The organism is Oceanimonas sp. CAM02 (genome assembly GCF_032842915.1).
GTDB classification, from domain to species: domain Bacteria; phylum Pseudomonadota; class Gammaproteobacteria; order Enterobacterales; family Aeromonadaceae; genus Oceanimonas; species Oceanimonas smirnovii.
Genome location: NZ_JAWJBK010000014.1, coordinates 1 through 23,573 on the forward strand (window position 1 = coordinate 1; position 23,573 = coordinate 23,573).

The following is a 23,573-nucleotide window of genomic DNA, read 5'->3' on the forward strand; positions in this document are numbered from 1 at the left end:
CTGATACAGCGCATCGAAGTGGCGTTGCTGTTGGCTATTCATCATACTATCTCCAGTCCGCTACCCCTCTGGTAGGGCTCTGAGATCAGTATGATGTGCAGCGCCATTGTTCTGCCGCGCAGCGGCTTAGTTCAACAAGGCATTTAAGAGAGATACCACCGGATGCGGCTTCCAACGTAAGCTCACCTGCATCCACTGCTTTTTTGACGCGCTCAGTTAATAGCTCAAAAAAACGGCGTTTGTACTCAGTGCCGCCGTTATCTTTTAAATGTCGCTCTTGGTTTCCAATACAGAGAAACGATAACTGCCATAGTCCGGCTATTCAATGCACTGGCTTTTTTTTGTGCTTCCTGTGTGCCGCTTTATTCTGGCAGCATGGAGGGTAACCGCAAAATATTCTCAAGGGGAACAGGCCGGGAGAAACGGAACCCCTGTAATAAATCACAGCCGCGCATAATCAGGTCTTGCTGCTGCTCTTTTGTTTCAACGCCTTCGGCTACAACTTCCAGCCCCAGATGGTGCGCCATGGTAATCACCCCCTGCACAATGGCGGCATTATCTTTATCAACAGTAATATCGCTGATAAAGCTGCGATCCAGTTTTACTTGGTTAATGGGCAGTTTACGAAGGTAGCTGAGACTGGAGAAACCAGTGCCAAAATCATCAATCGCCACCCTTACTCCCAGCTCGCGAATAGCTCTGAGATTATCGATAGCCGTTTCGGCACCACTCATCAGAACTCCTTCCGTCAGCTCCAGTTCCAGAAGATGTGGTGCCAGACAGGTTTCCTGTAAAATATGTTTAATATCGCTGAATATGTTTCCCCGCTGAAAGCTGAGCGGAGAAATATTGACGGCCACTGAAAGCGGCTGAGTATTACGCGAGGCATTGATAATGGTAATATCTTTACAGGCCTGGCGCAGAACCCAGTGGCCAATACCGATAATTTTTCCGGTTTCTTCTGCCAGAGGAATAAAGTCACCAGGGAAAATCAGTCCTCGCTCAGGGTGATGCCAACGTATTAATGCTTCAAGGCTGCGTATTTCACCGGTGCGGGCATCTACCAGCGGCTGATAGTGCATAATAAATTGCCCCTGCTCCAGCGCTTCCTCAATTTCACGCCTCAGGTTGATATGATGATGAATATGAGAGGTGATGCTGCCGCTATACCATTGCCAGTGATGATAGCCCTGTCGCTTGGCTTCCCGCATGGCAAGTCTGGCATGCTGAATTAACAGGCTGCTGTCGTGTGTTTTTTCATCACTGGTGGCAACGCCAATGCTGGCACTCAGATACAAACGCTGATCTTTAATAAAAAATGGCTGCTCAAGCAATGACAACAAACTTTCAGCGGCCTTGATAATACCGGCCTCATCCCGGTTCGGCAGCAGAATGCCGAAATCATCTCCGCCAAGACGGGCAACCATATCGCCCGAGTTTAACCAGCCGGCCAGCCGCTGCCCTACACTTTTAAGTAACTGATCTCCCGCATAATGACCCAAAGCATCATTAATCACTTTAAAACCATCAAGATTGAGTGCCAGCACAGCCAGCTCTCGTGATTGTTGACGGCACAACCGATAATATTCTGTCAGCCGCTCATGGAACGCAACCCGGTTGGGCAGCCCGGTAAGCACATCATGACTGCGCTGAAAACGCAGCGCTTCCTCATTTTCACGCTGTTTGGTGATATCCTGCTGAATGCCAATATAATGAGTACATTGTCCAAGCGAGTTAAATACTGGTGCAATAATCAGCTGATTCCAGAAAGGCGTGCCGTCTTTGCGGTAGTTAAGCAGCGTACATTCATGCTCCCGACAAGCAGAGATAGCCTCCTTAATAGCTGACACTGCCTGAGGGTCTGTATTGCTGCCCTGCAGAAAACGACAATTTCGCCCCAGCACATCTTCACGTAAATACCCGGTAATATTTAAAAAGGCTTTATTTACATAAACCAGTGGCATATCGGGTAAGGTGGCATCTGCCATCACAACCCCGTTAGGGGTAGCTTCAATGCCGCGTTTGAGTAAATGCAGCTCGGCTGCCTGCGCCTGTTGCAGGGTAATATCACGCCCTATGCCATATATACCCATTACCCTGCCATCAACCATAATCGGCAGATTAGTCACATCCAGCCAATAGCGCTCACCATTGGCATTATAGGCTGTCAGCTCATAACGCTGTGGCTGGCCCTCACATACCTGCTTAAAGGCTTCCCTGGCCCGCGCTTTATTTTCTTCTGCCATGAACTGCTCATAATGCCGTCCTTTTATCTGCTCCAGCGAGAAACCGGTTATTTGAGTCAGGGCACGATTGGCATCAAGCAGGTAGCCTTGCAAATCCAGTTCAAATACCGCGTCAGGGTGGTGAGTAAACAGTGAGCGAAAGCGTTGTTCATTCCATGCCAGCGCCTGTCTGTCCCGCTGGCGGGCAATGGCCAGTGCAAGCAGGCCGGCGGACTGGATCAGCAGGCTGCGTTCCTGAAGTGAAGGCGATCTGGGATAATGATGATAGATGGCAAACGTACCCAATAACTCATGATTGGATGTCAGTACAGGAGCAGACCAGCATGATGCCACGCCTTCAGCACGGGTATATTGCAGAAAGGGTACCCAGTTGGGATCTTGTTCAATATTTTCGGTAATGACCACATCACGGTTGTATGCACTGACGCCACAGGCACCAATGGCTGGTCCTACCGGTAAGCGCTGAAGTGCCCGACAGTAGCCGTCAGACAGCCCGTGACCGGCGGTCAGGCTCAAGGTGCCATCTTCTGAGTCCAGCATCATCAAGGATATCCGCGCGCTGGGTAACTGCTGCGCCACCATCTTAATAATACTGTCCAGAATATCGCCAAGTAGGGCATGCCGTGCAATTTGATCCTGAATAGCTTGCTGCATGGCAAGCGCGTTATGCGCTTGAGTCATATGCTTTTCTCTAAAATGGTGGGAGAAAGATGGACATTAGTCACGATAGTAAGCAATCAGGCCGGCACTGAAAAGCGCCATTGTCGTTATCACTTATTTTTAGACGCTGCTGTTCTTTTTTGAAATTCCTTCTTCACTGGCCGGCTCTGTGAATATATTGAATACTGTTTACTGCATTGCTCCGGAGCTAACACCATGACTGACACCACCGCCGCGCTGCTTGAGTTTATTGACCAACACCCTCGCCTGCTGGTGCTGACCGGTGCCGGCATCAGCACCGATTCGGGCATTCCCGATTACCGGGATCAGCAGGGCCAGTGGAAGCGTCAGCAGCCGGTGCAGCATCCGGATTTTATGGGGTGTGAGCATACTCGCCGGCGCTATTGGGGCCGCAGTCTCGTGGGCTGGCCGGTGATGCGGGATGCACAGCCCAATCCGGCCCACACTGCGCTGGCACAGCTGGAGCAGCTGGGGCATATCAGCCTGCTGGTCACTCAGAATGTGGATGGACTGCATCAGCGCGCCGGCAGCCAAAAAGTCGTGGATTTGCACGGCCGCTCCGACAGCGTAGTATGCATGAGCTGCCATTATCGCTGCAGCCGCAATGAAACCCACCAGCGCAGTGCCGAGCTGAATCCGGACTTTATTCATTACACGGCCGCCACAGCGCCCGACGGCGATGCGGATCTGGAGGTGGATTTCAGTCGTTTTCGTGTGCCCGAGTGCCACCAGTGCGGCGGCATTCTTAAACCCGATGTGGTGTTCTTTGGCGACAATGTGCCCAGGCAGCGAGTACAGGATTCGCTGAGCGCCCTTGAAGCGGCCGACGGCCTGCTGGTGATTGGTTCGTCGCTGATGGTGTATTCCGGCTTTCGCTTCTGCCGCAAGGCGCAGGAATGGAACAAGCCCATCGCCGCGCTGACCCTTGGCAAAACCCGCGCCGATGAGCTGCTCAGCCTGAAACTGAATGCGCCCATTACGCCGCTGTTGCAGGGAGCGCTGAGCGGGCTGGCGTCTCGGAAAATAAGCCAGTGACGAAAACAAACAGGGCGGCTGATGCCGCCCTGAGTTTCTTCAGCGTTTACACGCGAAAGCGTCCTACCAGCTCCTGCAGCTGAGTGGCCAGTCGCGCCAGCTCTGCACTGGCCTGAGCAGTCTGGCCCACAGAGTGGCCGCTTTGCTCGGCAATGTCGTTAATCAGGCTCATGCTGCGGTTCACGTCTTCCGCCACGGCGGACTGCTCTTCTACTGCAGCAGCCACCTGAGTGTTCATGTCGTGAATGGCGTCCACGGCAGTTTTTATATTGCCCAGACGGCTGGCAACCGTGTTGGCTTCACTCACGGCGGTTTCGGTTTTTTGCTGATTGCGCTCCATCACTGCCACCACATTCTGGGTACTTTGCTGAATGCTGGTAACCAGCTGCTCAATTTCACCCGTGCTTTGCTGAGTGCGCTGAGCCAGACTGCGCACTTCTTCCGCCACCACCGAGAAGCCTTTGCCGGCATCACCGGCCCGGGCCGCTTCTATGGCCGCGTTCAGCGCCAGCAGGTTGGTCTGGTCGGCAATGGTGTGGATCACTTCCAGCATTTTGCCAATATCACCGTTCTGGCGGGCCAGCTCCTGGATCATGGCAGAGGCCTGGTTTACCTCACCGGCCAGCTCGTCCATGATCTGCACATTGCGGGTAACTGCTTCGCGGCCGTCTTCGGTGGTGGCTGTGGTCTGGCGGGCGGTATCGGCCGCGCTGCCGGTATTGCCGGCAATTTCCTGAATCGACATGGTCATCTGATGCATGGCGGTCACCACCTGGGTGGTCTGGTCACGCTGACTGTCCACGCCCTGCCGGGTTTCCTGCGCCACCTGAGACAGCTCCTCAGTGGCGGCGGCCATCTGGCCGGTAGCGTCCGATACCCGCCGCACCAGCTCCTGCACCTTCACCACAAAGCGGTTATAGGCTTTGGCCAGCTCGGTCAGCTCGTCGTTGCCGGTTTCGGCCAGCCGGCGGGTCAGGTCTCCTTCACCATCGGCAATGTCCTGCAAATTAAGCACGGTTTGCTGCAGCGGTTGCACTATGCTGCGGGCCAGCATCAGTGCCACCAGCACAGACACCAGCAAGGCCCCCGCGGCTAACAGGCCCACAAACAGCCGGGTAGCGGCCAGGTTATCGGCATAGAAGCTGCGATCCATGGCAATTTCCACCACGGCAATGGGCTTGCCGGCATAGTCGTTCAGGGTGCGGGCCAGGGTGGCAAAATGCAGCTCGCCCCGGTCAGTCCGGCCCTGCACAGGGTCACCCTGCCAGGCGGCCAGCAGTTGCTGCTGTGTGTTCAGGCTGCCACCGTTAATAGTGGACGCCAGCTGCTCCGCCCGGTTGCCGTTAATCACATGAATGGCAATACCGGCATTAAACTCGTCACTGAAGTGAGCAGCAAAGTCCTGTGCCAGATTCAGACCAAACTCTACCGAGCCCAGATGCCGGCCATATTGGCTGATGGGCGACAGGCCGCGAATGCCAATGCCGGCCACGCCGCCGTCCAGCCCGCGCACCGGTGCCCGGCTCTGATTCACGGCCACTATGGTGGCTCTCAGGCGGGAGAGATCGTCACCGTATTTTTCCGGCTTGTGCAGCCGTAAAAAAGACGTGGCCGGAGCGGTATGAAACTGAAACTGGGCCACGCCATAGTGCTGCTGCAAACGCTGGAACACCGGCAGAAACTGCTCACCCAGTCCGGCACGATCGGCGCTGGCAAAGCGTTGCTGCACATCAGGCTGAGCCGCTACCATGGCGCTCATGGCCTCGGCAAACTGAGCCTGAGTGTCAATCTGGGCACTAACGGCATCAAACAGGCTTTGCAGCTCACGCTTTTCGGCCTGTTCGATCAAACGGTTGGCGTTGGCAAGATAGAAGAAAGACATGGCGAGCACTGTGATCACCATAAGTCCACCCACACCCACAGACAAACGGGTGCCAATATTCACTTTTCTGAACAACGGAGTTTCCTTGCTGGATTTTTATTGAAGGTTTTGGTCGCCCTAATGAATCGGCAGAAGCAGACAAATACTTGAGTGTTTAGCTAGGTTTTTACGTTATAAGCTTGAGCTGTTTAAGGGGAAATGGTTCTAAAAACCGCATCAATCACGGCTGCCGGGCCACTTTCAATCTTAGGCGGGCACAGACTATGATAAGTGCAGCCTTTATGTTCAGGGAGCCGCTATGTCACTGATCCTGCTGCTTATCCAGCAGATGTCCCTGTATCTGGTGATTGTTTACCTGATCAGTCGCACACCGTTATTCAGGCTCTTTACTGAAGCGGCCACCCGGCTGCCCCATAAAGTATTTATTTATCTGTTTTTTTCCTGCTTTTGCATCATGGCCACCTATTTTGGCGAGCAGACTCACGGTGCCATTGCCAACACCCGGGCCATGGGCGCTGTGCTGGGTGGCTTGCTCGGTGGCCCGGTTACCGGGGCGCTGGTGGGGCTTACCGGCGGGCTGCATCGCTACAGTCTGGGCGGCTTTACCGACCTGGCCTGCGCCGTGTCCACCACCCTGGAAGGGCTGCTGGCTGGGGTGGTCAGCCTGTATTTGCGCCGCACCGGCAGAAGCGAGCAGGTGTTCCATCCGCTGTGGGTATTTCTGCTCACGCTCGTTGCCGAGCTGATGCAGATGGCCATTATATTGCTGCTGGCCCGCCCCTTTGACGATGCCCTGGCGCTGGTGCTGCAAATCGCTCCCTCCATGCTGCTGGTGAACTCGGTAGGTGCGGCGCTGTTTATGAGCATGATTCGGGATCAGAAGGCCATGTACGACAAGCAGTCTTCCGCCTTCTCGACCAAGGCGCTGAAAATTGCCGAGCGCAGCGTGGGCCTGCTCAGCAAGGGCTTTAACCAGGAAACCAGTACCCAGGTAGCACGCATTTTGATAGAAGAAACCAAAGTCGGTGCCGTGGCCATTACCGACCGGGAAAAGCTGCTGGCCTTTATTGGCATCGGCGCTGATCATCATCAGCCCGGTGCCCCCATTTCCTCACAGATGACACTGGATGCCATTCACCATAACAGAGTGATGTTTGCCGACGGGGTAGAAACACCCTACGCCTGCTCCATGTCGCCTCACTGCACCCTTGGCTCAAGCCTGGTGATTCCTTTGAGAAGTGATAACGAGGTGGTGGGCACCATCAAACTGTACGAGCCCAAAAACAAGCTGTTCCTCAATATCAACCGAACCCTGGGGGAAGGCATTGCCCGGCTGTTATCAAACCAGATCCTGTTTGGCCGCTTTGTGCAGCAGCAAAATCTGCTGACTCAGGCGGAGCTGAAGCTGTTGCAGGCTCAGGTCAACCCGCATTTTCTGTTTAATGCGCTGAGCACCATAGGTGCCATTACCCGACAAGATCCCAACAAGGCGCGGCAGCTGTTACAGCAGCTCAGTCAGTTTCTGCGCATCAACCTCAAGCGCACTACCGGCCTGGTTACCCTGGGCGACGAACTGGAGCACATTCATGCTTACCTGACCATTGAGAAGGCCCGCTTTATTGACAAGCTGCGCGTGGATATCCAGATTCCCGAATCGCTGCATCGCGTGCGAATGCCGGCCTTTACCCTGCAGCCCATTATTGAAAACGCGGTCAAGCACGGCACTTCACACATGCTGGATACGGGTCATATTCAGGTGACCGCCAGCGTGAATAACGGAGAACTGCTGCTGACCGTCACAGACAACGCCGGCCTGTATCAGCCCAAAAAAGACTCGGACGGCCTGGGCATGAACCTGGTACATAAACGCATTCAGAACCTGTTTGGTCCCGGCTACGGCCTGAGCGTAACCTGTGACCCCGGTCAGCTAACCCAAGTTGACATTCGTCTGCCCCTTACGGAGCCTGCAACATGATCACCTGCCTGATTATTGACGATGAGCCCTTTGCCCGGGACGAACTGGCTGCCCAGCTGGCCGACGCCGGCGACATCGAGATAGTGGGCCAGTGCGGCAACGCCATTGAAGCCATGCAGGCCATCAGCCGGCTGCGGCCCGATCTGGTATTTCTGGATATTCAGATGCCCCGCATCAGCGGCATGGAACTGCTTGCCATGCTGGATCCGGCCACCATGCCCCGGGTGGTGTTCGTCACCGCCTTTGACGAGTTTGCCGTGCAGGCCTTTGACCGCCATGCCTTTGACTATCTGCTCAAGCCGGTGGATGAACGGCGTCTGCAGCAGACCCTGGAGAAAGTGCGCCGGGATCTGCGCCCTCAGGCAATAGCATCGCTGGCCCCCAGCCAGCTGGAGCATTTGCCCTGCTACAGCGGTCAGAAGCTGAAAGTGGTGCCGGTGGCGGAGGTAGAATATGTGTTCAGTGATCTCTCCGGTGTGCATGTAGCCACGCCCAACGAGCAGGTACACACTCACATGACCCTCAAGGTAATAGAGGAAAAAACGCCCCTGGTGCGCTGTCACCGGCAATATCTGGTGGCACCTGATGCCATTGCTGAAATTGAAATACTGGAGGCCGGTGCCGAGCTCACCACCCGGGCTGGTGCCAGCGTGCCGGTGTCGCGCCGCTATCTCAAACCCCTGAAGCAACTGTTCGGTTTTCACTGACTCCGCAGCCGGGAGTGAATGATCGTTCACTCCCGCTATCGACCGCTGACCCCGCGTTTTCGACCGCTAACTCAAGTCTCTCTTTTCCCGTCTTTATTACTGCCTACACTGGCGGCTATCTATACAAGAGGGTGATGTTATGACCTGGTTTTTGCTTTGCGTCGGGCTGCTGCTCGGCGGTTACTTTATTTACGGAACCCTGGTGGAAAAGGTGTTTGGTATCAAGACACAACGCCAGACTCCCGCCTTCGCACAGGGCGACGGCGTTGACTATGTGCCCATGTCCAAGGGCAAGGTCTACCTCATTCAGCTGCTTAATATTGCCGGTGTCGGCCCCATCTTCGGCCCCATTCTGGGCGCGCTGTACGGCCCCGCCGCCATGCTGTGGATTGTGCTGGGCTGCATTCTGGCCGGCGGTGTGCACGACTATTTCTCCGGCATGTTGTCAGTGCGCAATGGCGGTCAGTCGGTGCCCAACCTGGCGGGCAAGTATCTGGGCCGCAGCGCAAAAAACTTTATGAACGTGTTCGCCATTGTGCTGCTGCTGCTGGTGGGCGTGGTATTCATCTCCGCCCCCGCCGGCCTGCTGGCCAAGATCACCGGCGTGAGCGTGTCGGTGTTTGTGGGCGTGATCTTCGTGTATTACCTGCTGGCCACCATAGTGCCGGTCGACAAGATTATCGGTCGTCTGTATCCCTTCTTCGGTGCCCTGCTGATCTTCATGTCGGTGGGCCTCACCGTGGCGCTGGCGTTTTCCAGCGAGCACACCATGCTGCCGGGCTTTGAAATGGGGGATTTCTTTCAGAACCTGAACCCCAACGACATGCCGCTGTGGCCGGCGCTGTTTATTACCATTGCCTGTGGTGCCGTATCCGGTTTTCATGCCACTCAGTCGCCGCTGATGGCCCGCTGCGTGGAAAACGAAAGCAATGGCCGCTTTGTGTTTTATGGTGCCATGATAGGTGAAGGCATTATCGCGCTGATCTGGTGTGCCATTGCCCTGTCCTTCTTCGGTGGCGTGGAAGGTCTAAACACCGGTATGGGTGGCAACCCGGCCAACCTGGTATATGAGGCCTCTACCGGCCTGCTGGGTGCCGTAGGCGGCTTTATGGCGGTGCTGGGCGTGATTGTGCTGCCCATTACCTCCGGCGACACTGCCTTTCGCTCTGCCCGGCTGATCCTGGCGGAGTATTTCAACATGCCGCAACATCGCCTGCCCAAACGGCTGCTGCTGGCCTTGCCGCTGTTTGCGACCGGCGCAGTACTGACACAGGTGGACTTCGGCATTATCTGGCGTTACTTCGGCGTTGCCAACCAGGCTACCGCCGTCATGATGCTGTGGACTGCCTCGGCCTATCTGCTGCGCCACAACAAGCTGCACTGGATTGCTACCGTGCCGGCCATGTTCATGACCACAGTCGTCATCAGCTTTCTGCTGAACTCAGCCACCCTGGGCGCGGGTCTGCCGATGACGCTGTCTACCGTCACCGGCATTGTGCTCACCCTGGTGATCACTGCCCTGATCATTACCCGCATCAAGGGCCGTAATGAACACCTGCTGGCCGACGATGCCTGAACGCCTGATGTGAGTGACTATCGTACGCGTGCATCACTCTGCTGCCAGGCCTCAATAAAGCCGTGGTAGCAGGGCACCAGCAGATCTGCCTGATGGGCATAGTCAGGAATGGTGTCGGGAAAGTAGAGCGCACAGCGGCTGCCGGCATTTTGTGCGGTTTGCAGGTCAAACAGATAGTCACCCACATACAGAATATTGGCGGGGGCCAGCTGCCATTGCCGGCAGATAAGGTGAATACCCTCAGGATGCGGTTTGGGCTGGGCATCATGGCGGGTGAGCACCAGATCGATGTCGATGCCCAGTTTGTTGATGGTGAGCTGGGCCGCTTCGGGAATATTGCGGGTTAAAATGGCCAGGGGCAAAGCGCGGCCCCGCAGAAAGGCAATCAGCTCTTTGGCACCGTCCACCCAGCTGGAGCTGTGGGATGCCCGGCATTCATACTCGTGAATAATGGCCAGGGCGCGCTCCCGCTCGGCGGCGCTGCTCAGGCTGTCTACATGGGCCAGCACGTCTTCTCCCGGGTCCATGCCCAGCTCGCGGCGCAGGCCGGGAAAGTCGGGGTTGGAATGAGCCAGGGTGCCATCAAGGTCAAAGATAACCCCCTGAATCTCATCAAAGTTAAAATCACTGAATTGCGTCATCACTGCCGCTCCTTACCGTTAATAACAAGCCTTCAGCCCAGCGTCACTTCATAACCGGTAAACTTGCGCAGGTTAATCACGCCGGTGTCGAGTATCAGATACTGACCCTTGATGCCCAGCAGGGTGCCGGCCACTTCGGGGTTTTTATCAAAGTTATGGCTGGTGATTTTGGTGGGGTATTCCAGCACCGGATAGCTCAGCTCCACCACGGGCTCATCCAGCACGGTAATGGCATTTTCGCCGTATTTGAGCGTGAGTTCGGCGAGTTTTTCCTTAATTTCCGGCAGCAGACGTTTAGCTTCGGCTTTCAGATCCAACGGTGCTTCGCCGCCCTTGAGCATGGCGCGCCAGTTGGTTTTGTCGGCCACCATGTCGGCCAGCGCCACCTCCACAAAGCCGGACAGCTGACGGGTGGCCACTTTCAGTAAGGGCAGCGCCTGAGTGGCCCCCTGATCAATCCAGCGGGTGGGCACCTGAGTGTGGCGGGTAATGCCCACCTTAAGGCCGGAGGTATTGGCCAGATAGACAATGTGCTCCACCATGCAATGGCTGTCGCCCCATTCGGGCTCGCGGCAGGTGCCTTCAAAGTAGTGGCAGGTTTCCGGCTTCATCACACACATGTCGCAGCGGGCCAGCTTTTTCATGCAGGGAAAACAGTGCCCCTGAGAGTAGCTTTTTTTGGTTTTGCGGCCACAGGCGTTGCAAAAGATATTGCCGCTGAAGGTCAGCCGAAGGGGCTTGCCCAGAAAGGCATTCAGGCTGGTGCGCTGCTCGCCCAGCGCCAGCTCATAGGCCACGGGGGCCTCACGCTGCGCCGGCATTTTGATCAGGGTTCCGGTAAGGTTGCTCATGCTTGCTTCATGGTTATGTTGTTATGAAGCCATTCTACCAGCCTGAGCCTTACTCTGCCTGCCGGCCTTGCTGCTGCAATTCCACCGGGCTGGTTTTCATGTCAGGCTCAATAAAGTCCACCACGCCTTCGGCGGTGATTTGCTGCACGCACACCGGCTCACCCTGCTCATTAAAACGTACATAGCCAATGCCGGCGCGGTTCAGCAGCCGCTCTCCCTTTGACGCTCCCACGGGTGAATGGGGACTGATGCGCAGCTTGCGCCGGCGGGTAAACCAGTTCAGCGGCGAGCGCGGCGCATAGAGCCAGCGATTAAGCCGGTCCAGCACATCCAGCAGCCGGCGCGGAAATTCATTCTTGATACCGCTGCTGGTGATCTGCCAGATATGAGGCTCGCCGCCGCGCTGACGCACACGAATGTCATACATAAAGGAATAGTGCACATCACCCGAGAGGATCACATAGTTGGCCGGCGTGCGGGCATGGCGGAAAATATTGACGATCACATTGGCGGTGCCCTTGTGGGCCATCCAGTTTTCCGCATCCACCAGCAGCGGCTTGCCCAGCCAGGTAAACACCTTCTGAATTGCTTCTATCAGTTTTACCCCGAACACGGGCGTGGGCGAGATCACCACTACCGACTCGCGATTAAGCATTTCACCCTGCAGCTCGGTAAGCGCTTCCCAGTCCATCAGGCCGGAAGGCCGGTTAAGGTTGGACTCGGAACGCCAGCGCCGGGTGCGGGTGTCAAGCACCAGCAGCCGGGGTTGAGTGTCGAGGTGATATTGCCAGCCGTCGAACTTGAGCAGGCAGTTGATCAGTTGATCCTGGCGTTCACAGTCGGGCTGCTGGCTCCAGGCATGTAGCCGGGTTAAGGGATCACCGGCAAAGGCATCGGGATCATTACCCCAGCCCTGGCAGATCAGGTAGCCGGCAAGGGCATTGCCGATGATCCGTTTGGAGAACGGATGGCCGTAGGCGGTCTGCTCCCAGCCGGCGGTGAGGTTCCAGTCGTCGGTCACGTCGTGATCGTCAAAGATCATCAGGGTGGGCACATGGGCCAGCAAGCGCCGCACTGCCGGCAAGCCTTCCACAAAACCAAGCAGCCGGCCCCGCTCCCGCTCATAGCGTTCTACAAATGCTTCATCCAGCGCCGGCCGGGTGTCGGGCAGCAGCCGCCAGGGCACCGGTGACCACACCAGCAGATACATGGCCAGTACTTCCGACAGGGTTATTAAGTGGTTGGCGGCACTGCTGGTAGTAAAAATGGGCTTGCGCGCGCCTTCAAAAAAGCGCTTTTGCAGCGGCAGGTTGGCATGAGTGTCGGGCAGCAGCTGATGGCGGCGATAATAACTGAGCGGATCGGCAAACAGCTCCTGACTGTTGGCCACGGTCGCCCCTTCCAGCGTCTCGTCATACAGCCCCAGCTCCTTTATCAGCTGATGAATGGCGGTAAGCATGGGGCCGGCCACATCATCGGCATAAATTTGATCGCCGCTCATCATCAGTAATGCCGGCCGCTGCATGGGTTGCTGCTGGCGTTCACTCAGCCAGCGTTCCGCTGCCACCAGGCCATCGGGAGCGGCATGATGGGGTTTGCGGCAGGAGCCGTGCAACATGGCATCCAGCCGGCTGCGTATCACCAGCGATGGCAAAGACTCATCATTAAAGCACAGCTCACTGCCCCACTCTGCCGTGCCATGCCAGTTATGCTCAGCGGATCTTTGCCACTGCAGATCGTAGTGAACAAGCATGTCGAGCGGCAAGGGCTCATTCAGTGGCAGATCGAGCAGCTGAATATAACAGGACTCTCCCACTCTTATCTCTTGCTGGCCCTCGTCAAACAACAGTGGCTCCCGGCCCTCAAGACACAGGCGAAAGCGCAGTGACTCGCGGCTGGCCAGCCAGAAAACCAGCCGGTCGGCGTCGGCCCGGCGCACTATGGGGCCGGCAAGAATGGTGAAATCCATGGCATATCCGCTTGTTGATCAATAACAGCATGATAACCAGCCACCGGCAGGCTTTAAAGCAAAGCCTGCTCAAGTACGGACGACTTCTGCCGTTAACCTGTTGGTAAAGGCACACAATTTTACAACTGGAATGCATGACATTGTGCCATTCAAATGATACAAAGTTGTAAACAAAACCATGGTGAGATCAAGGATGAAGCGACTTTCCATCAGACAGAAAATTCTGTTGCTGGCTCTGTTACCCCTGTTGTTACTGGCGGCGGTCAGCACCTGGGTAAATGTGGCTCAGTCAATCAGGCTAAAGGAGCTGAGCGGACAAAGCCTGCATAACTCGCTGTTTGAGTCACGCAAGCAGCAACTCGCCAACTATATGGAGCTGGCCATTACCGGCATTCAGCCGCTGCTGGCCAGGGGCAACACAGAAGGGGCCAAGGCCCAGCTGCGTGGCCTGCGTTTTGACAACGGCGGTGGCTATTTTTTTGTATACAATGACGATGGCGTACAGGTCATGAGCGCCGATAACCCCGCCCGGGAAGGTAATAACTACTTTAACTCTACCAGCCCCGACGGCCGCCATCTGGTACAGGAATATATGGAGCTGGGCCGCCAGGGCGGCGGCTATGTGGAATACAGCTGGCCCAGGCTGGATGCCAGCGAAGGCTCGCCCAAACTGGCTCATATCATGCCCGTACCGGGCACCGACTGGCTGCTTGGCACCGGCTTTTATATTGATGATTTGCTGGCTACCGTCGCCAAGCTGGAAGAGGATCTGTCTGCCTCTGTGCGTCAGGGGCTGCTCAACTCGGCGTTATCGGCAACCCTGCTGCTGGCACTGATTGCAGCTGCCGGCCTGGTGATTGCCAGAGGCATTCATGCACCTATTCGTCAGGCAGTGCACACCATGGAAGACATCGCCCGGGGCGAAGGCGATCTGACCCGCCGGCTGGATGACAGCCAGCAAAATGAGCTGGGCACGCTGGCCCGCTCCTTTAACCAGTTTGCCGGCCAGATCAGCAGCCTGGTGCAGGATACTCGTCATTCTGCCGACACGCTGCAACAGGCCAGCAGTGAGCTGCAGCGCTTTATGGCAGAAACCGAGGACGGCATCAGTCGTCAGCACCATGAAAGCGACCAGCTGGCCACCGCCATGAATCAGATGTCGGCCACCGCCCAGGAAGTGGCCAGCAGCGCCGCCAATGCAGCCCAGGCTGCCGAGCAGGCCGAAACCCTGGTACACACTGCTCAGCAACAGCTGCAGGAAACCATCTCGGTGATTGACGGACTGGAAAATCAGGTGGCCGCCGGCGTGGAAATTATTCAGCGGCTGGGGCAGGAATCGGAGCAGATTGGTACCGTACTGGATGTGATCCGCGGCGTGGCAGAGCAAACCAACCTGCTGGCGCTGAATGCCGCCATTGAGGCGGCCCGGGCCGGTGAACAGGGCCGTGGTTTTGCGGTGGTGGCCGACGAGGTTCGTACCCTGGCCGGCCGTACCCAAACCAGCACAGAAGAAATACACACCATGATCACTCAGCTGCAGCAAGGGGCCAAGGAGGCGGTACAGGCCATTGAAAGCATTCGCGACGGCAGCAGCCATACCGTCACCGAAGCGCGCCGCATTGACGAGGCCCTGCTCGACATTGGCACGGCAGTAAACACCATTAACCTGATGAATGCCCAGATCGCCAGCGCGGCAGAAGAGCAGACTCAGGTGTCGGAAAGCATCAACACCAATGTGCACGAAATTGTGGCCATTGCCGGGCAGACTGATGCCGGCTCCAGGGCGGCCAGCCAGACCAGCCGCCAGCTGGGCGAGCTGGCCGGTCACCTGCAGCAACTGGTAGGTCGTTACCGTACCAGCTGAACCTGCACATTATCTGGCCTCTTTACGCCGGCTTCTTTACACTGGGGTTCCGCTTCTTACGGAACCCTTTTTCATGCGCGAAAAACTTGAACGCCGATCCTTTCTATTCACTCTGCTGATAGTCAGCATTCTGTTCGGGCTGGTACTGCGGCCTTTTTGGGGCGCCATTTTCTGGGCCTGTGCCATAACGGTGATTTTCTATCCGCTGCAACACCGTATTCTGGCGCGTATTGGCAACAAGCCCAATCGTGCCGCTCTGCTCACTCTTACCCTGTGCGTAGTGATAGTGGTGCTGCCGATGCTGTTTATTGCAGCCTCATTTGCGCAGGAAGGGCTGGCACTGTATCAGCGCATTGATAAAGGCGAAGTGAGCCCGGGCAATTTGCTGGAGCAGGTGCGCACCGCCTTTCCGTTGCTGCCCGATTTTCTGGCCAGACTGGGGTTGGATCTCGACAGCGCCAGAGAGAATCTGTCTCAGGCCGCGGTGGCGGGCAGCAAGCTGCTGGCAGAAAAAGCCCTGACCGCCGGCCAGAGTACCTTTACCTTTGTGGTGGACGTGGCCTTGATGCTGTATCTGGCGTTCTTTCTGCTGCGCGATGGCCACCAGCTCACCGAGCTGCTGGTGCGGGCACTGCCACTGGGAGATGACCGCGAGCGCATGCTGTTTGCCAAGTTTTCGGAAGTGACCCGGGCCACGGTAAAGGGCAATATTCTGGTGGCCATGGTGCAGGGTGCCCTGGGCGGCTTTATTTTCTGGGTGCTGGGCATTCCCGGGCCACTGCTGTGGGGCGTGGTGATGGCGTTTCTGTCACTGATCCCGGCCATTGGCGCGGCCCTGGTATGGCTGCCGGTGGCCATTTACCTGTTCGCTACCGGGGCCTGGATATCAGCCGTGATACTGATGGCCTTTGGTGGCCTGGTGATTGGCCTGGCCGACAATGTGCTGCGCCCGTTGCTGGTGGGCCGGGATACCAAGCTGCCCGATTATCTGGTGCTGTTCTCCACTCTTGGGGGCATCAGCCTGATGGGCGTGAACGGCTTTGTTATCGGCCCCCTGGTGGCCGCGCTGTTTCTGGTGTTCTGGGACATTTTCATGCGCGAGTTCAACGGCCGGGAGCGGGAAGAGCAAGGCCACTCCGGGCCGCAGGCTCAGTCCGGCAAGGATTGACGGCGGCGAATGCGCGCCATATTGCCGGTCAGCCCCTCGGCAATGGTGCGGATTTGCCGCCCTTCCCGCTCCAGGTTGTCGAGCAGGGGCTGGGAGCTTTCGGCCTGCTGCCACAGTCGCGCCAGATAGGCGTCCAGCTCGTTCATGGCCGCCTCCTGGGCCGAAATGGCCTCGGCAATGTCGCCGTTCATTTTGCTCAGCCCCGCCGAGCGCTGCTGAATACCTTCCAGCGCCGCCAGCCCGGAACGCACCTTTTCTGCCGCCTCCCCGCTGACCTGGGCATTAGCGGCCATCAGGCCGGCACTGCGCTCGACCCGCTCACTCAGGGCATCAATCATCTGCTGAATGTCCTGGGTGGCATCCTGAGTGCGCCGGGCCAGGGTGCGCACCTCGTCGGCCACCACCGCAAAGCCCCGCCCCTGTTCACCGGCCCGGGCCGCCTCGATGGCGGCGTTGAGCGCCAACAGGTTGGTCTGCTCCGAAATGCTTTTAATGGTGTCTACGACCGTGGCCACCCGGGTCAGGGTATCGCCCAGCAGGGCCGCTTCCTGCAATGTGGTGGCGCTGTCCGCCTCCAGCCGGCTGATGCCGTCCATGGCTTCCTGCATGTACTGGCCGGTGGTCGCGGCTTCGGCATGGCTCTGGCCGGTCCATTCACTGGCCTGCCGGCAGTGCACCGCGACCTGCTGCAGACTCTGGTGCTGCCCGGCCACCGCCGTGCGGCAGGCGGCAATTTGACGATGCTGCTCCCCCACCGCCTGGCCGGTATGTTCCACCGTTTCGCCAATGGCCCCCACGGCGCCATGCAGACCGCCCACCGCCTGCTCCACCAGCGTCAGGGTGCCCGAGAGATGATCCAGGGTGGCATCAATGGCCGAGCCGATCACCCCGAACTCGTCTTCTCCGGAAAACCCGACCCGGCGCTCCAGGCCGCCCGACGCCACGGAACTCATCACCCCTTCAATGTGCGCCAGCAGTGGCAGCAGGTTGGCACTCACGGCGCGGGCCACCAGCCACAGCAACACCAGGCCGCCAGCACTGGCGGCAAGCAGCCATGCCGGATCGGGCAGCCTCAGGGGTAACGCGGCGGGCTGGCGCCAGGTCAGCCAGAGCACATAAAGGGAAGGCGCCAGCAATAACACGCCGGCCAGGTAGCAGGTCAGCATCAGCTTGTGCTTCAGCGGCAGGTTCATCAGCAGGCGGTCGCGCCAGCCAATTGTGACGGCATCCATGCAGTATCTCCATATGATATTTCTTTATATAGAAATAACACATGGCAAACAACGGCTCAACAACCTCTTTTCATCCCGCTTGAATAACAAAACCCCGTATCGTGTTCACGATACGGGGTTTGATGGCATGAACGGCGTCAGGGACGCTGTCAGTCGAGCTCAACGGTCAGCTGCACCGACTCGTCAAAGAAGAACTCGTCACAGTTGTTGCCCGGGCCGCTGCGATCCACCACCAGGAACTCGTCGTTATTGTGCAGCGCCATGATCGGATGGTGCCATACACCGCGATGATAGTTCACACCCTGACGGCCAGTGGCACGGAAAGCACGCACAGTGGACGGGTCAATGTTCATGCTGCCGTCGCCAACAGGGGCAACGACCAGCAAAAACTCGCGACCGAACAGCGGAATGAAAGACTGGGAGCCGAAAGGATGGCGCTCCAGCATTTTAATCTGCAGCGGATATTCCAGGATTTCGGCACGGAAAATGCTGATGATGCCCTGACCCTGTTCATCCAGCTGCACTTCACCCAGTTTGTGATAACGCTGAGTGGAGCCGTTGTTGATCATGAAGTAGTCACGACCTTCGGATTCGATCACGTCGCCAAAGGGAGCAAACGCTTCCTTGGTCAGCGGCTCAATCTTGAGAGTTTTGATCATTGCTGCCTCCTGCAGAGAAGAAGATGAAAGGCGAGGCAGAACGCCTCGCCGGTCGGTATTACATATCGCTCAGACGGAACATGGCGATTTTGTTGATTTCTTTAACAGCGCGATCAAACTCGGTGTCGTAATCGTTGTGAATGCGCTCTTCAAACGCCGCCAGGATCTGATGACGGTTGGAGCCCTTCACCGCCATGATGAAAGGAAACTGGAATTTTTCCTTATAGGCATTGTTGAGGAAGGTGAAGCGCTCAAACTCTTCGGCGGTGCACTCGCTGATGCCGGCACCGGCCTGCTCGTTGGTGGAGGCTTCGGTCAGCTCGCCGCGCTGGGCAGCCTTGCCGGCCAGATCCGGGTGAGCATTAATCAGGTCGAGCTGGGCCTGTTTGTTGGCGTTGCTCATTACGCTGCTCATGCGGGCATGCAGTTGCTCAATCTCGTTGTCGGCCTCGGTCAGGCCCTGATCATAAGTTTGCTCTGCCACCCAGGGAGAGTGCTCGTAGATGTCGGCGAAAGTTTTTACGAATTCGTCGCGGCCCATGGAAGCGGGCTTGCAGGTCTTGAACAGGCTCATTTCTTGTTTCCTTTGTAGGGGTGGTGCTCATGCCAGTGCTTGGCAATGTCGATGCGGCGGGTAAACCACACCTTGTCGTGGCTGCGGGCGTACTGGATGAAACGCTGCAGGCCGGCCATACGGCCCGGACGGCCCAGCAGACGGCAGTGCATGCCAATAGACAGCATCTTGGGCGCTTCGGCACCTTCTTCATAGAGAACGTCAAAGGCATCTTTCAGATACTGATAGAATTCTTCACCGTTGTTGTAGCAACCCTGGCCAAAGCGCATGTCGTTGGTGTCCATCACATACGGAATCACCAGGTGGCCTTTGCCGTTGTTGTCTACCCAGTACGGCAGATCGTCACCGTAGGAGTCGGAATCATACAGAATGCCTTCGTCTTCCATTACGATTTTGCGGGTGTTGGGGCTGTCGCGGCCGGTGTACCAGCCCTGGGGGCGCTGGCCACAAACGCGCTCAAAAATTTCCATCGCTTTGTGGTAGTGCTCGCGCTCTTCTTCTTCGCTCATAAACTGATAAGTGATCCACTTATAAGCGTGCGAGCAGATCTCGTGACCTTCGTCCATAAACGCCTTGGCGATTTCAGGATAACGCTCAATGGCAGTGGCCACGGCAAAGATGGTGAGCGGAATGTCGTAGCGCTTGAACAGACGCAGCAGGCGCCAGACGCCGGCACGGCTGCCATATTCATAAATGGATTCCATGCTCATGTGACGAGTATCAGGAAAAGCTACCGCTGCCGGCATTTCAGACAGGAAGGCTTCAGACTCACCGTCGCCGTGCAACACGTTGCGCTCACCACCCTCTTCGTAGTTCAGTACAAAGTTAATAGCAATACGGGCATCACCGGGCCATTTGGGGTGAGGCGGGTTGGCGCCATACCCGACGAGGTCGCGCGGATAGTCTTTATTTTGGCTCATCGGAAAACTCCTAAAAAACAACGGGTTACATGCCGGGCATGAAAGGCCGGGCAGTGAGAGTTTGACGGTCGTCACAATCTTCCCATTGTATACAATAAAATCAACTTATGTAAATAACTGGTTTAGTTTTTGTATCGGAAGCGCTCGGCAATTCTTGCTTTGCGGCGATAAAGCAAAGACAATCGGTAACGGATCAAGATTTTCACATTGAAAAATGTGACTCAGCGCTCACAAAAACATCTCTTGATGTTAAAACAATGTAGACGCGCTGGTTATCTTGATGTAAAAATACTTCTACCGGCGTTTATCGTTGGTAGTACCTTGGACTTTGAAGACGCAGTAATGCGCAAGGTAACTTGAAAATGGGAAGACTGACTACACACGTACTCGATACTGCCAAGGGCCTGCCCGGCTCCGATATCAAGGTTGAACTGTATAAGGTAGACGGCGAGCAAACCACGCTGATCAACACCGTTTACACCAACCACGACGGCCGTACCGATGCGCCCATCCTGGAAGGTGCGGATTACGTTTCCGGCAAATACCAGCTGGTATTCCACACTTCTCCTTATTTCAAGAAACAAGGTATTGAACTGCTTGAGCCGGCATTCCTGGATGACGTTGTTATCCGCTTTGGTATTGCCGAAGGCGAAGAGCATTATCACGTACCCCTGCTGATCTCGCCCTACAGCTACTCTACCTATCGCGGTAGCTGAGTAAGCTAAAGGGTCGCAGACGGCTCCTGCCCATGCCACCGGCTCAAGGAATGACCGATGGCATGGGTAGTCTGCAAATTACCCATGAGGACTTCCGGTATGGAACACGCCAAGCACGAGCCAACCTCTCAAGCACTCCCGGCATCTTCGGGACTTCTGGACAGACTGTTTAAACTCAGCGCGCACGGCACCACAGTGAAAACCGAGCTGGTGGCTGGTCTGACCACCTTTATTACCATGGCCTACATCATTTTCGTCAACCCCAACATCATGTCTGCATCGGGCATGGATGCGGGTGCGGTGTTTGTGGCCACCTGCATCGGTGCCGCCGTGGCCACCCTGTTTATGGGACTTTATGCCAACTGGCCGGTAGGCCTGGCCCCGGGCATGGGGCTGAACGCCTTTTTTGCTTTTACCGTGGTCGGTGAAATGGGTTACAGCTGGGAAGTGGCACTGGGTGCCGTGTTCTGGTCCGGCATTATTTTTACCGCCATGAGTTTCTGGAAAATTCGTGAGTGGATTCTGGACGCCATTCCTGAGTCTCTGCGCTATGCCATGACCGCCGGTGTGGGCTTATTCCTTGGCCTGATCGGCCTGAAAACGGCAGGCATAGTGGTGCCCAGCGAAGCCACCCTGGTCACTCTGGGTGATTTTACCAATCCCAATACCTGGCTGGCCGCCGCCTGCTTTCTGATTATTGCCACCCTGGCCCATCTGCGGGTATTTGGTGCCGTATTGATCGGCGTGCTGGGTACGACCCTGATTGGTCTGGGCATGGGACTGGTGGAATATAACGGTATTTTTGCCGCCCCGCCGAGTCTGGCCCCTACCCTGTTCAAACTGGACATTATGGGGGCGCTGGATATCGGCATGATCACCGTGATTCTGGCCTTTTTGTTTGTGAACATGTTTGATACCGCCGGTACCCTGATGGGCGTGGCCGAGCGGGCACAACTGCGCCGTCCTGACGGCACCATTGAAGGCCTGAAAAAGTCACTCAAGGCCGATAGTGCTTCGTCGGTTATCGGTACCTTTGTGGGTTGTCCGCCGGTTACCAGCTATGTGGAAAGCTCAGCGGGTGTGGCTGCAGGTGGTCGTACCGGCCTGACCGCCGTGACCATAGCGGCGCTGTTTTTGCTGTCTATCTTCCTCGCCCCGCTGGCCGGCATGGTGCCCGCCTATGCTACCGCCGGTGCGCTGATTTATGTGGCCTTTGTGATGATGAGCAGCCTGGCCAACATTGACTGGAACGACTACACCGAGCTGGCTCCGGCCGCACTGACCGCCCTGATGATGCCGCTGACCTTCTCCATTGCCAACGGCATTGCCATGGGCTTTGTGGCCTATGCAGTGCTGAAATTGGCCACCGGTCAGGCCGCCAAGGTGTCCGTGGGGGTTTATGTTCTGAGCGTGATTTTCATCGCCAAATTTATTTTTATGTAAGCCCTGGTGATGGAAAGTAAAAAGCCACCGCTCGCGGTGGCTTTTTTATTGGCTTTGTTCCGTCATACCAGCCGGCTCATACGCCGGCGCAATTCATTCATTTTATCGTTCATCACCTGCTCAAAGCGGCCCAGCTCCAGCAGCAGCCGCTCTCGTGAACTTTCCTTGCCCAGCAGCTGCTCCAGCTCTTCAATGGCATTGTCCAGGGTATCGGCTACTTCCCGGTTGATCACCTTGGGAAAACGAAACTTGAGGCTGTCGGGCAGGCAGGAATCGGGGGCACGCTCAAACCAGATTTTGAGCTCTTTATGGGCGTCACCGTCGCACAGACGAAAACGGCTGATTTGCTCCAGATCTTCAATGCCCATGGCCGCCAGAGTGGAATAATTCTGTGTCATGACAACTTTCCCCACACAACTTGATCACAAAAATTTAACCGAAAGGCTATGCGCTTTTTTACGGCATCGATAGAGCCAGTTATTAAAAGTGTTGAGACCAGCTGGCCCTATCGGGAAGGTGCAGCTGGTGCTAATACCGGCCTGGCGCTCTTCATAGAGTGGGGCTAACAATACTGTAACAAGACAAGGAGCCGTCATGGCCGCACAACCTCTTACTCTGGAACTGAACCCGGAACTTGCTGCTCTGTTTGAGCAATATGAAGCCCTGACTCATGTCAGCGCGGAGCAATATGTGCAGCAGCTGGTGGAAAAGACCCAGCCCACTCTGGCTGCCATGGTGGCCGCATTGCAGGAAGCCGGCGACGATGAAGCCGCGGTCATGGAATTGTTTGGCAAAAAAATGGCCGAGTCCATGCTGCGCCAGCAGCAGGCTCAGGCCTGAGCATTGCTCATTTGTCACCCCCCGCTAAGGCGGGGGTCCATTGTTGCCTGTTATTTCAGTGCTTCTATCTGACGGCGCAGTTCATCCAGCTTGCTTTGCATGACCCGCTCCATATGCTCCAGATCTGCCAATAACTGCACTTTGGTGTTATCAGCCGAATCTTCAACGGGGTTATCAACCCCAAGCAACTGATGCAGTTCACACAGGGCCTGGCGCAACACCGGGCTGGTGTCTTCCAGCTGGTGCCATTGCTCGGTTTTCTGAAACTCCATCGGCCCCAATGATTTCGGACGGGCAAAGGTAAACTTCTTGCTGCGCGACAACAATGAGCCTTTGGGCCTGTGATAATAAATTTTGAGCACATCGGCACGCCCTTCACGGCGCAGCTGATAGCGGCTGATATTGTCAAAAGACGTGATGCCCATCTGGGCCAGAGTAGGATAGGAATGGCTCATTGCTGCTCGCTCAAAAGTAGATGACTCAACATCACTCTGCCGGTCAGGCAGAATACACTGTTGCTTAAACCTTTCTTCCTTGAGCAGCACCGACACAAATACGAGCGGAGCTGGCAACAGGCCGGGCATGGTAGCCCGG

General features: G+C 56.4%; 20 protein-coding genes. 9 read left to right on the top strand and 11 right to left on the bottom strand.

The annotated features are described in order from the left end of the window. Positions 1-362: 362 nt before the first annotated feature. Positions 363-2,927 carry an EAL domain-containing protein gene (locus R0I78_RS04025; protein WP_317074400.1) on the bottom strand — a complete coding sequence of 855 codons (2,565 nt, stop codon included), beginning with the start codon at positions 2,925-2,927 and terminating at the stop codon, positions 363-365. 195 nt (positions 2,928-3,122) lie between these two features. On the opposite strand from R0I78_RS04025, the gene R0I78_RS04030 reads away from it, so the two are divergent. After that, positions 3,123-3,962 carry an NAD-dependent protein deacetylase gene (locus tag R0I78_RS04030; protein WP_317074401.1) on the top strand — a complete coding sequence of 280 codons (840 nt, stop codon included), beginning with the start codon at positions 3,123-3,125 and terminating at the stop codon, positions 3,960-3,962. Positions 3,963-4,008: 46 nt separating this feature from the next. Here R0I78_RS04030 and R0I78_RS04035 read toward each other — a convergent pair whose 3' ends face one another. Continuing rightward, positions 4,009-5,919: a methyl-accepting chemotaxis protein gene (locus R0I78_RS04035; protein ID WP_317074402.1), complete on the bottom strand. Its 1,911-nt coding sequence runs from the start codon at positions 5,917-5,919 to the stop codon at positions 4,009-4,011. 223 nt (positions 5,920-6,142) lie between these two features. Between R0I78_RS04035 and R0I78_RS04040 the strand changes: the two genes are divergently transcribed. The 3 genes from R0I78_RS04040 (at position 6,143) to R0I78_RS04050 (ending at position 10,102) form a co-directional block, all read left to right on the top strand. Further along, the gene (locus R0I78_RS04040) at positions 6,143-7,819 is read left to right on the top strand and encodes a sensor histidine kinase (RefSeq protein WP_317074403.1); all 1,677 of its coding nucleotides are present in this window, start codon (positions 6,143-6,145) and stop codon (positions 7,817-7,819) included. Beyond that, complete coding sequence (gene btsR / locus R0I78_RS04045) at positions 7,816-8,526, top strand: two-component system response regulator BtsR (protein WP_317074404.1); 711 nt, start codon at positions 7,816-7,818, stop codon at positions 8,524-8,526. The genes R0I78_RS04040 and btsR overlap by 4 nt, the downstream gene beginning before the upstream one ends. 139 nt (positions 8,527-8,665) lie before the next feature. Then, positions 8,666-10,102 (top strand): carbon starvation protein A, encoded by a 1,437-nt coding sequence (locus tag R0I78_RS04050; RefSeq protein ID WP_019936017.1) that lies wholly within the window; start codon positions 8,666-8,668, stop codon positions 10,100-10,102. A gap of 17 nt (positions 10,103-10,119) precedes the next feature. Here the strand turns inward: R0I78_RS04050 and R0I78_RS04055 are convergent, their stop codons facing one another. From R0I78_RS04055 to R0I78_RS04065, 3 genes are read right to left on the bottom strand one after another with little or no spacing between them, the layout of a single operon-like run. After that, a complete protein-coding gene (locus R0I78_RS04055) occupies positions 10,120-10,743 on the bottom strand; it encodes an HAD family hydrolase (protein ID WP_317074405.1) in 624 nt (207 codons plus the stop codon). A 32-nt stretch (positions 10,744-10,775) separates the two neighbouring features. Continuing rightward, complete coding sequence (locus tag R0I78_RS04060) at positions 10,776-11,594, bottom strand: DUF2797 domain-containing protein (protein ID WP_317074406.1); 819 nt, start codon at positions 11,592-11,594, stop codon at positions 10,776-10,778. A 49-nt stretch (positions 11,595-11,643) separates the two neighbouring features. After that, positions 11,644-13,563 carry an alkaline phosphatase D family protein gene (locus R0I78_RS04065; RefSeq protein WP_317074407.1) on the bottom strand — a complete coding sequence of 640 codons (1,920 nt, stop codon included), beginning with the start codon at positions 13,561-13,563 and terminating at the stop codon, positions 11,644-11,646. A 193-nt stretch (positions 13,564-13,756) separates the two neighbouring features. On the opposite strand from R0I78_RS04065, the gene R0I78_RS04070 reads away from it, so the two are divergent. Next, positions 13,757-15,427 (top strand): methyl-accepting chemotaxis protein, encoded by a 1,671-nt coding sequence (locus R0I78_RS04070; protein WP_317074408.1) that lies wholly within the window; start codon positions 13,757-13,759, stop codon positions 15,425-15,427. Positions 15,428-15,500: 73 nt separating this feature from the next. Then, entirely contained in the window at positions 15,501-16,595 is a 1,095-nt protein-coding gene (locus tag R0I78_RS04075) for an AI-2E family transporter (RefSeq protein WP_317074409.1), read from the top strand. Here the strand turns inward: R0I78_RS04075 and R0I78_RS04080 are convergent. From R0I78_RS04080 to puuE, 4 genes are all read right to left on the bottom strand, one after another. Beyond that, positions 16,577-17,827 carry a methyl-accepting chemotaxis protein gene (locus R0I78_RS04080; RefSeq protein WP_014293616.1) on the bottom strand — a complete coding sequence of 417 codons (1,251 nt, stop codon included), beginning with the start codon at positions 17,825-17,827 and terminating at the stop codon, positions 16,577-16,579. The two genes, R0I78_RS04075 and R0I78_RS04080, sit on opposite strands and share 19 nt — an antisense overlap. 149 nt (positions 17,828-17,976) lie before the next feature. Beyond that, a complete protein-coding gene (locus tag R0I78_RS04085) occupies positions 17,977-18,483 on the bottom strand; it encodes an ureidoglycolate lyase (protein WP_317074436.1) in 507 nt (168 codons plus the stop codon). 61 nt (positions 18,484-18,544) lie between these two features. Continuing rightward, positions 18,545-19,060 carry a 2-oxo-4-hydroxy-4-carboxy-5-ureidoimidazoline decarboxylase gene (uraD, locus tag R0I78_RS04090; RefSeq protein WP_317074410.1) on the bottom strand — a complete coding sequence of 172 codons (516 nt, stop codon included), beginning with the start codon at positions 19,058-19,060 and terminating at the stop codon, positions 18,545-18,547. After that, positions 19,057-19,980: an allantoinase PuuE gene (gene puuE, locus R0I78_RS04095; protein WP_317074411.1), complete on the bottom strand. Its 924-nt coding sequence runs from the start codon at positions 19,978-19,980 to the stop codon at positions 19,057-19,059. Before puuE ends, uraD begins: the two co-directional genes overlap by 4 nt. A gap of 362 nt (positions 19,981-20,342) precedes the next feature. On the opposite strand from puuE, the gene uraH reads away from it, so the two are divergent. Continuing rightward, positions 20,343-20,696, top strand: a complete 354-nt coding sequence (gene uraH / locus R0I78_RS04100; RefSeq protein ID WP_107851834.1) for a hydroxyisourate hydrolase — start codon at positions 20,343-20,345, stop codon at positions 20,694-20,696. Between the two features lie 99 nt (positions 20,697-20,795). Then, positions 20,796-22,139, top strand: coding sequence for an NCS2 family permease (locus tag R0I78_RS04105; protein ID WP_019936008.1), 1,344 nt, complete (start codon positions 20,796-20,798; stop codon positions 22,137-22,139). Positions 22,140-22,201: 62 nt separating this feature from the next. Here R0I78_RS04105 and R0I78_RS04110 read toward each other — a convergent pair whose 3' ends face one another. Continuing rightward, positions 22,202-22,537, bottom strand: a complete 336-nt coding sequence (locus tag R0I78_RS04110; protein WP_317074412.1) for a DUF3461 family protein — start codon at positions 22,535-22,537, stop codon at positions 22,202-22,204. 196 nt (positions 22,538-22,733) lie between these two features. Here R0I78_RS04110 and R0I78_RS04115 point away from each other — a divergent pair, with 196 nt between their 5' ends. Continuing rightward, the gene (locus R0I78_RS04115; protein ID WP_019936006.1) at positions 22,734-22,979 is read left to right on the top strand and encodes a hypothetical protein; all 246 of its coding nucleotides are present in this window, start codon (positions 22,734-22,736) and stop codon (positions 22,977-22,979) included. A gap of 50 nt (positions 22,980-23,029) precedes the next feature. Here R0I78_RS04115 and R0I78_RS04120 read toward each other — a convergent pair whose 3' ends face one another. After that, entirely contained in the window at positions 23,030-23,434 is a 405-nt protein-coding gene (locus tag R0I78_RS04120) for a DUF3461 family protein (protein ID WP_317074413.1), read from the bottom strand. Between the last annotated feature and the right edge of the window lie 139 nt (positions 23,435-23,573).

Bases quoted from the DNA above. Each gene is read 5' to 3' on its own strand.
- R0I78_RS04025 (WP_317074400.1), bottom strand. From the start codon at position 2,927: ATGACTCAAGCGCATAACGCGCTTGCCATGCAGCAAGCTATTCAGGAT.
- R0I78_RS04030 (WP_317074401.1), top strand. From the start codon at position 3,123: ATGACTGACACCACCGCCGCGCTGCTTGAGTTTATTGACCAACACCCT.
- R0I78_RS04040 (WP_317074403.1), top strand. From the start codon at position 6,143: ATGTCACTGATCCTGCTGCTTATCCAGCAGATGTCCCTGTATCTGGTG.
- btsR (WP_317074404.1), top strand. From the start codon at position 7,816: ATGATCACCTGCCTGATTATTGACGATGAGCCCTTTGCCCGGGACGAA.
- R0I78_RS04050 (WP_019936017.1), top strand. From the start codon at position 8,666: ATGACCTGGTTTTTGCTTTGCGTCGGGCTGCTGCTCGGCGGTTACTTT.
- R0I78_RS04055 (WP_317074405.1), bottom strand. From the start codon at position 10,743: ATGACGCAATTCAGTGATTTTAACTTTGATGAGATTCAGGGGGTTATC.
- R0I78_RS04060 (WP_317074406.1), bottom strand. From the start codon at position 11,594: ATGAGCAACCTTACCGGAACCCTGATCAAAATGCCGGCGCAGCGTGAG.
- R0I78_RS04065 (WP_317074407.1), bottom strand. From the start codon at position 13,563: ATGGATTTCACCATTCTTGCCGGCCCCATAGTGCGCCGGGCCGACGCC.
- R0I78_RS04070 (WP_317074408.1), top strand. From the start codon at position 13,757: ATGAAGCGACTTTCCATCAGACAGAAAATTCTGTTGCTGGCTCTGTTA.
- R0I78_RS04075 (WP_317074409.1), top strand. From the start codon at position 15,501: ATGCGCGAAAAACTTGAACGCCGATCCTTTCTATTCACTCTGCTGATA.
- R0I78_RS04080 (WP_014293616.1), bottom strand. From the start codon at position 17,827: ATGGATGCCGTCACAATTGGCTGGCGCGACCGCCTGCTGATGAACCTG.
- uraD (WP_317074410.1), bottom strand. From the start codon at position 19,060: ATGAGCCTGTTCAAGACCTGCAAGCCCGCTTCCATGGGCCGCGACGAA.
- puuE (WP_317074411.1), bottom strand. From the start codon at position 19,980: ATGAGCCAAAATAAAGACTATCCGCGCGACCTCGTCGGGTATGGCGCC.
- uraH (WP_107851834.1), top strand. From the start codon at position 20,343: ATGGGAAGACTGACTACACACGTACTCGATACTGCCAAGGGCCTGCCC.
- R0I78_RS04105 (WP_019936008.1), top strand. From the start codon at position 20,796: ATGGAACACGCCAAGCACGAGCCAACCTCTCAAGCACTCCCGGCATCT.
- R0I78_RS04110 (WP_317074412.1), bottom strand. From the start codon at position 22,537: ATGACACAGAATTATTCCACTCTGGCGGCCATGGGCATTGAAGATCTG.
- R0I78_RS04115 (WP_019936006.1), top strand. From the start codon at position 22,734: ATGGCCGCACAACCTCTTACTCTGGAACTGAACCCGGAACTTGCTGCT.
- R0I78_RS04120 (WP_317074413.1), bottom strand. From the start codon at position 23,434: ATGAGCCATTCCTATCCTACTCTGGCCCAGATGGGCATCACGTCTTTT.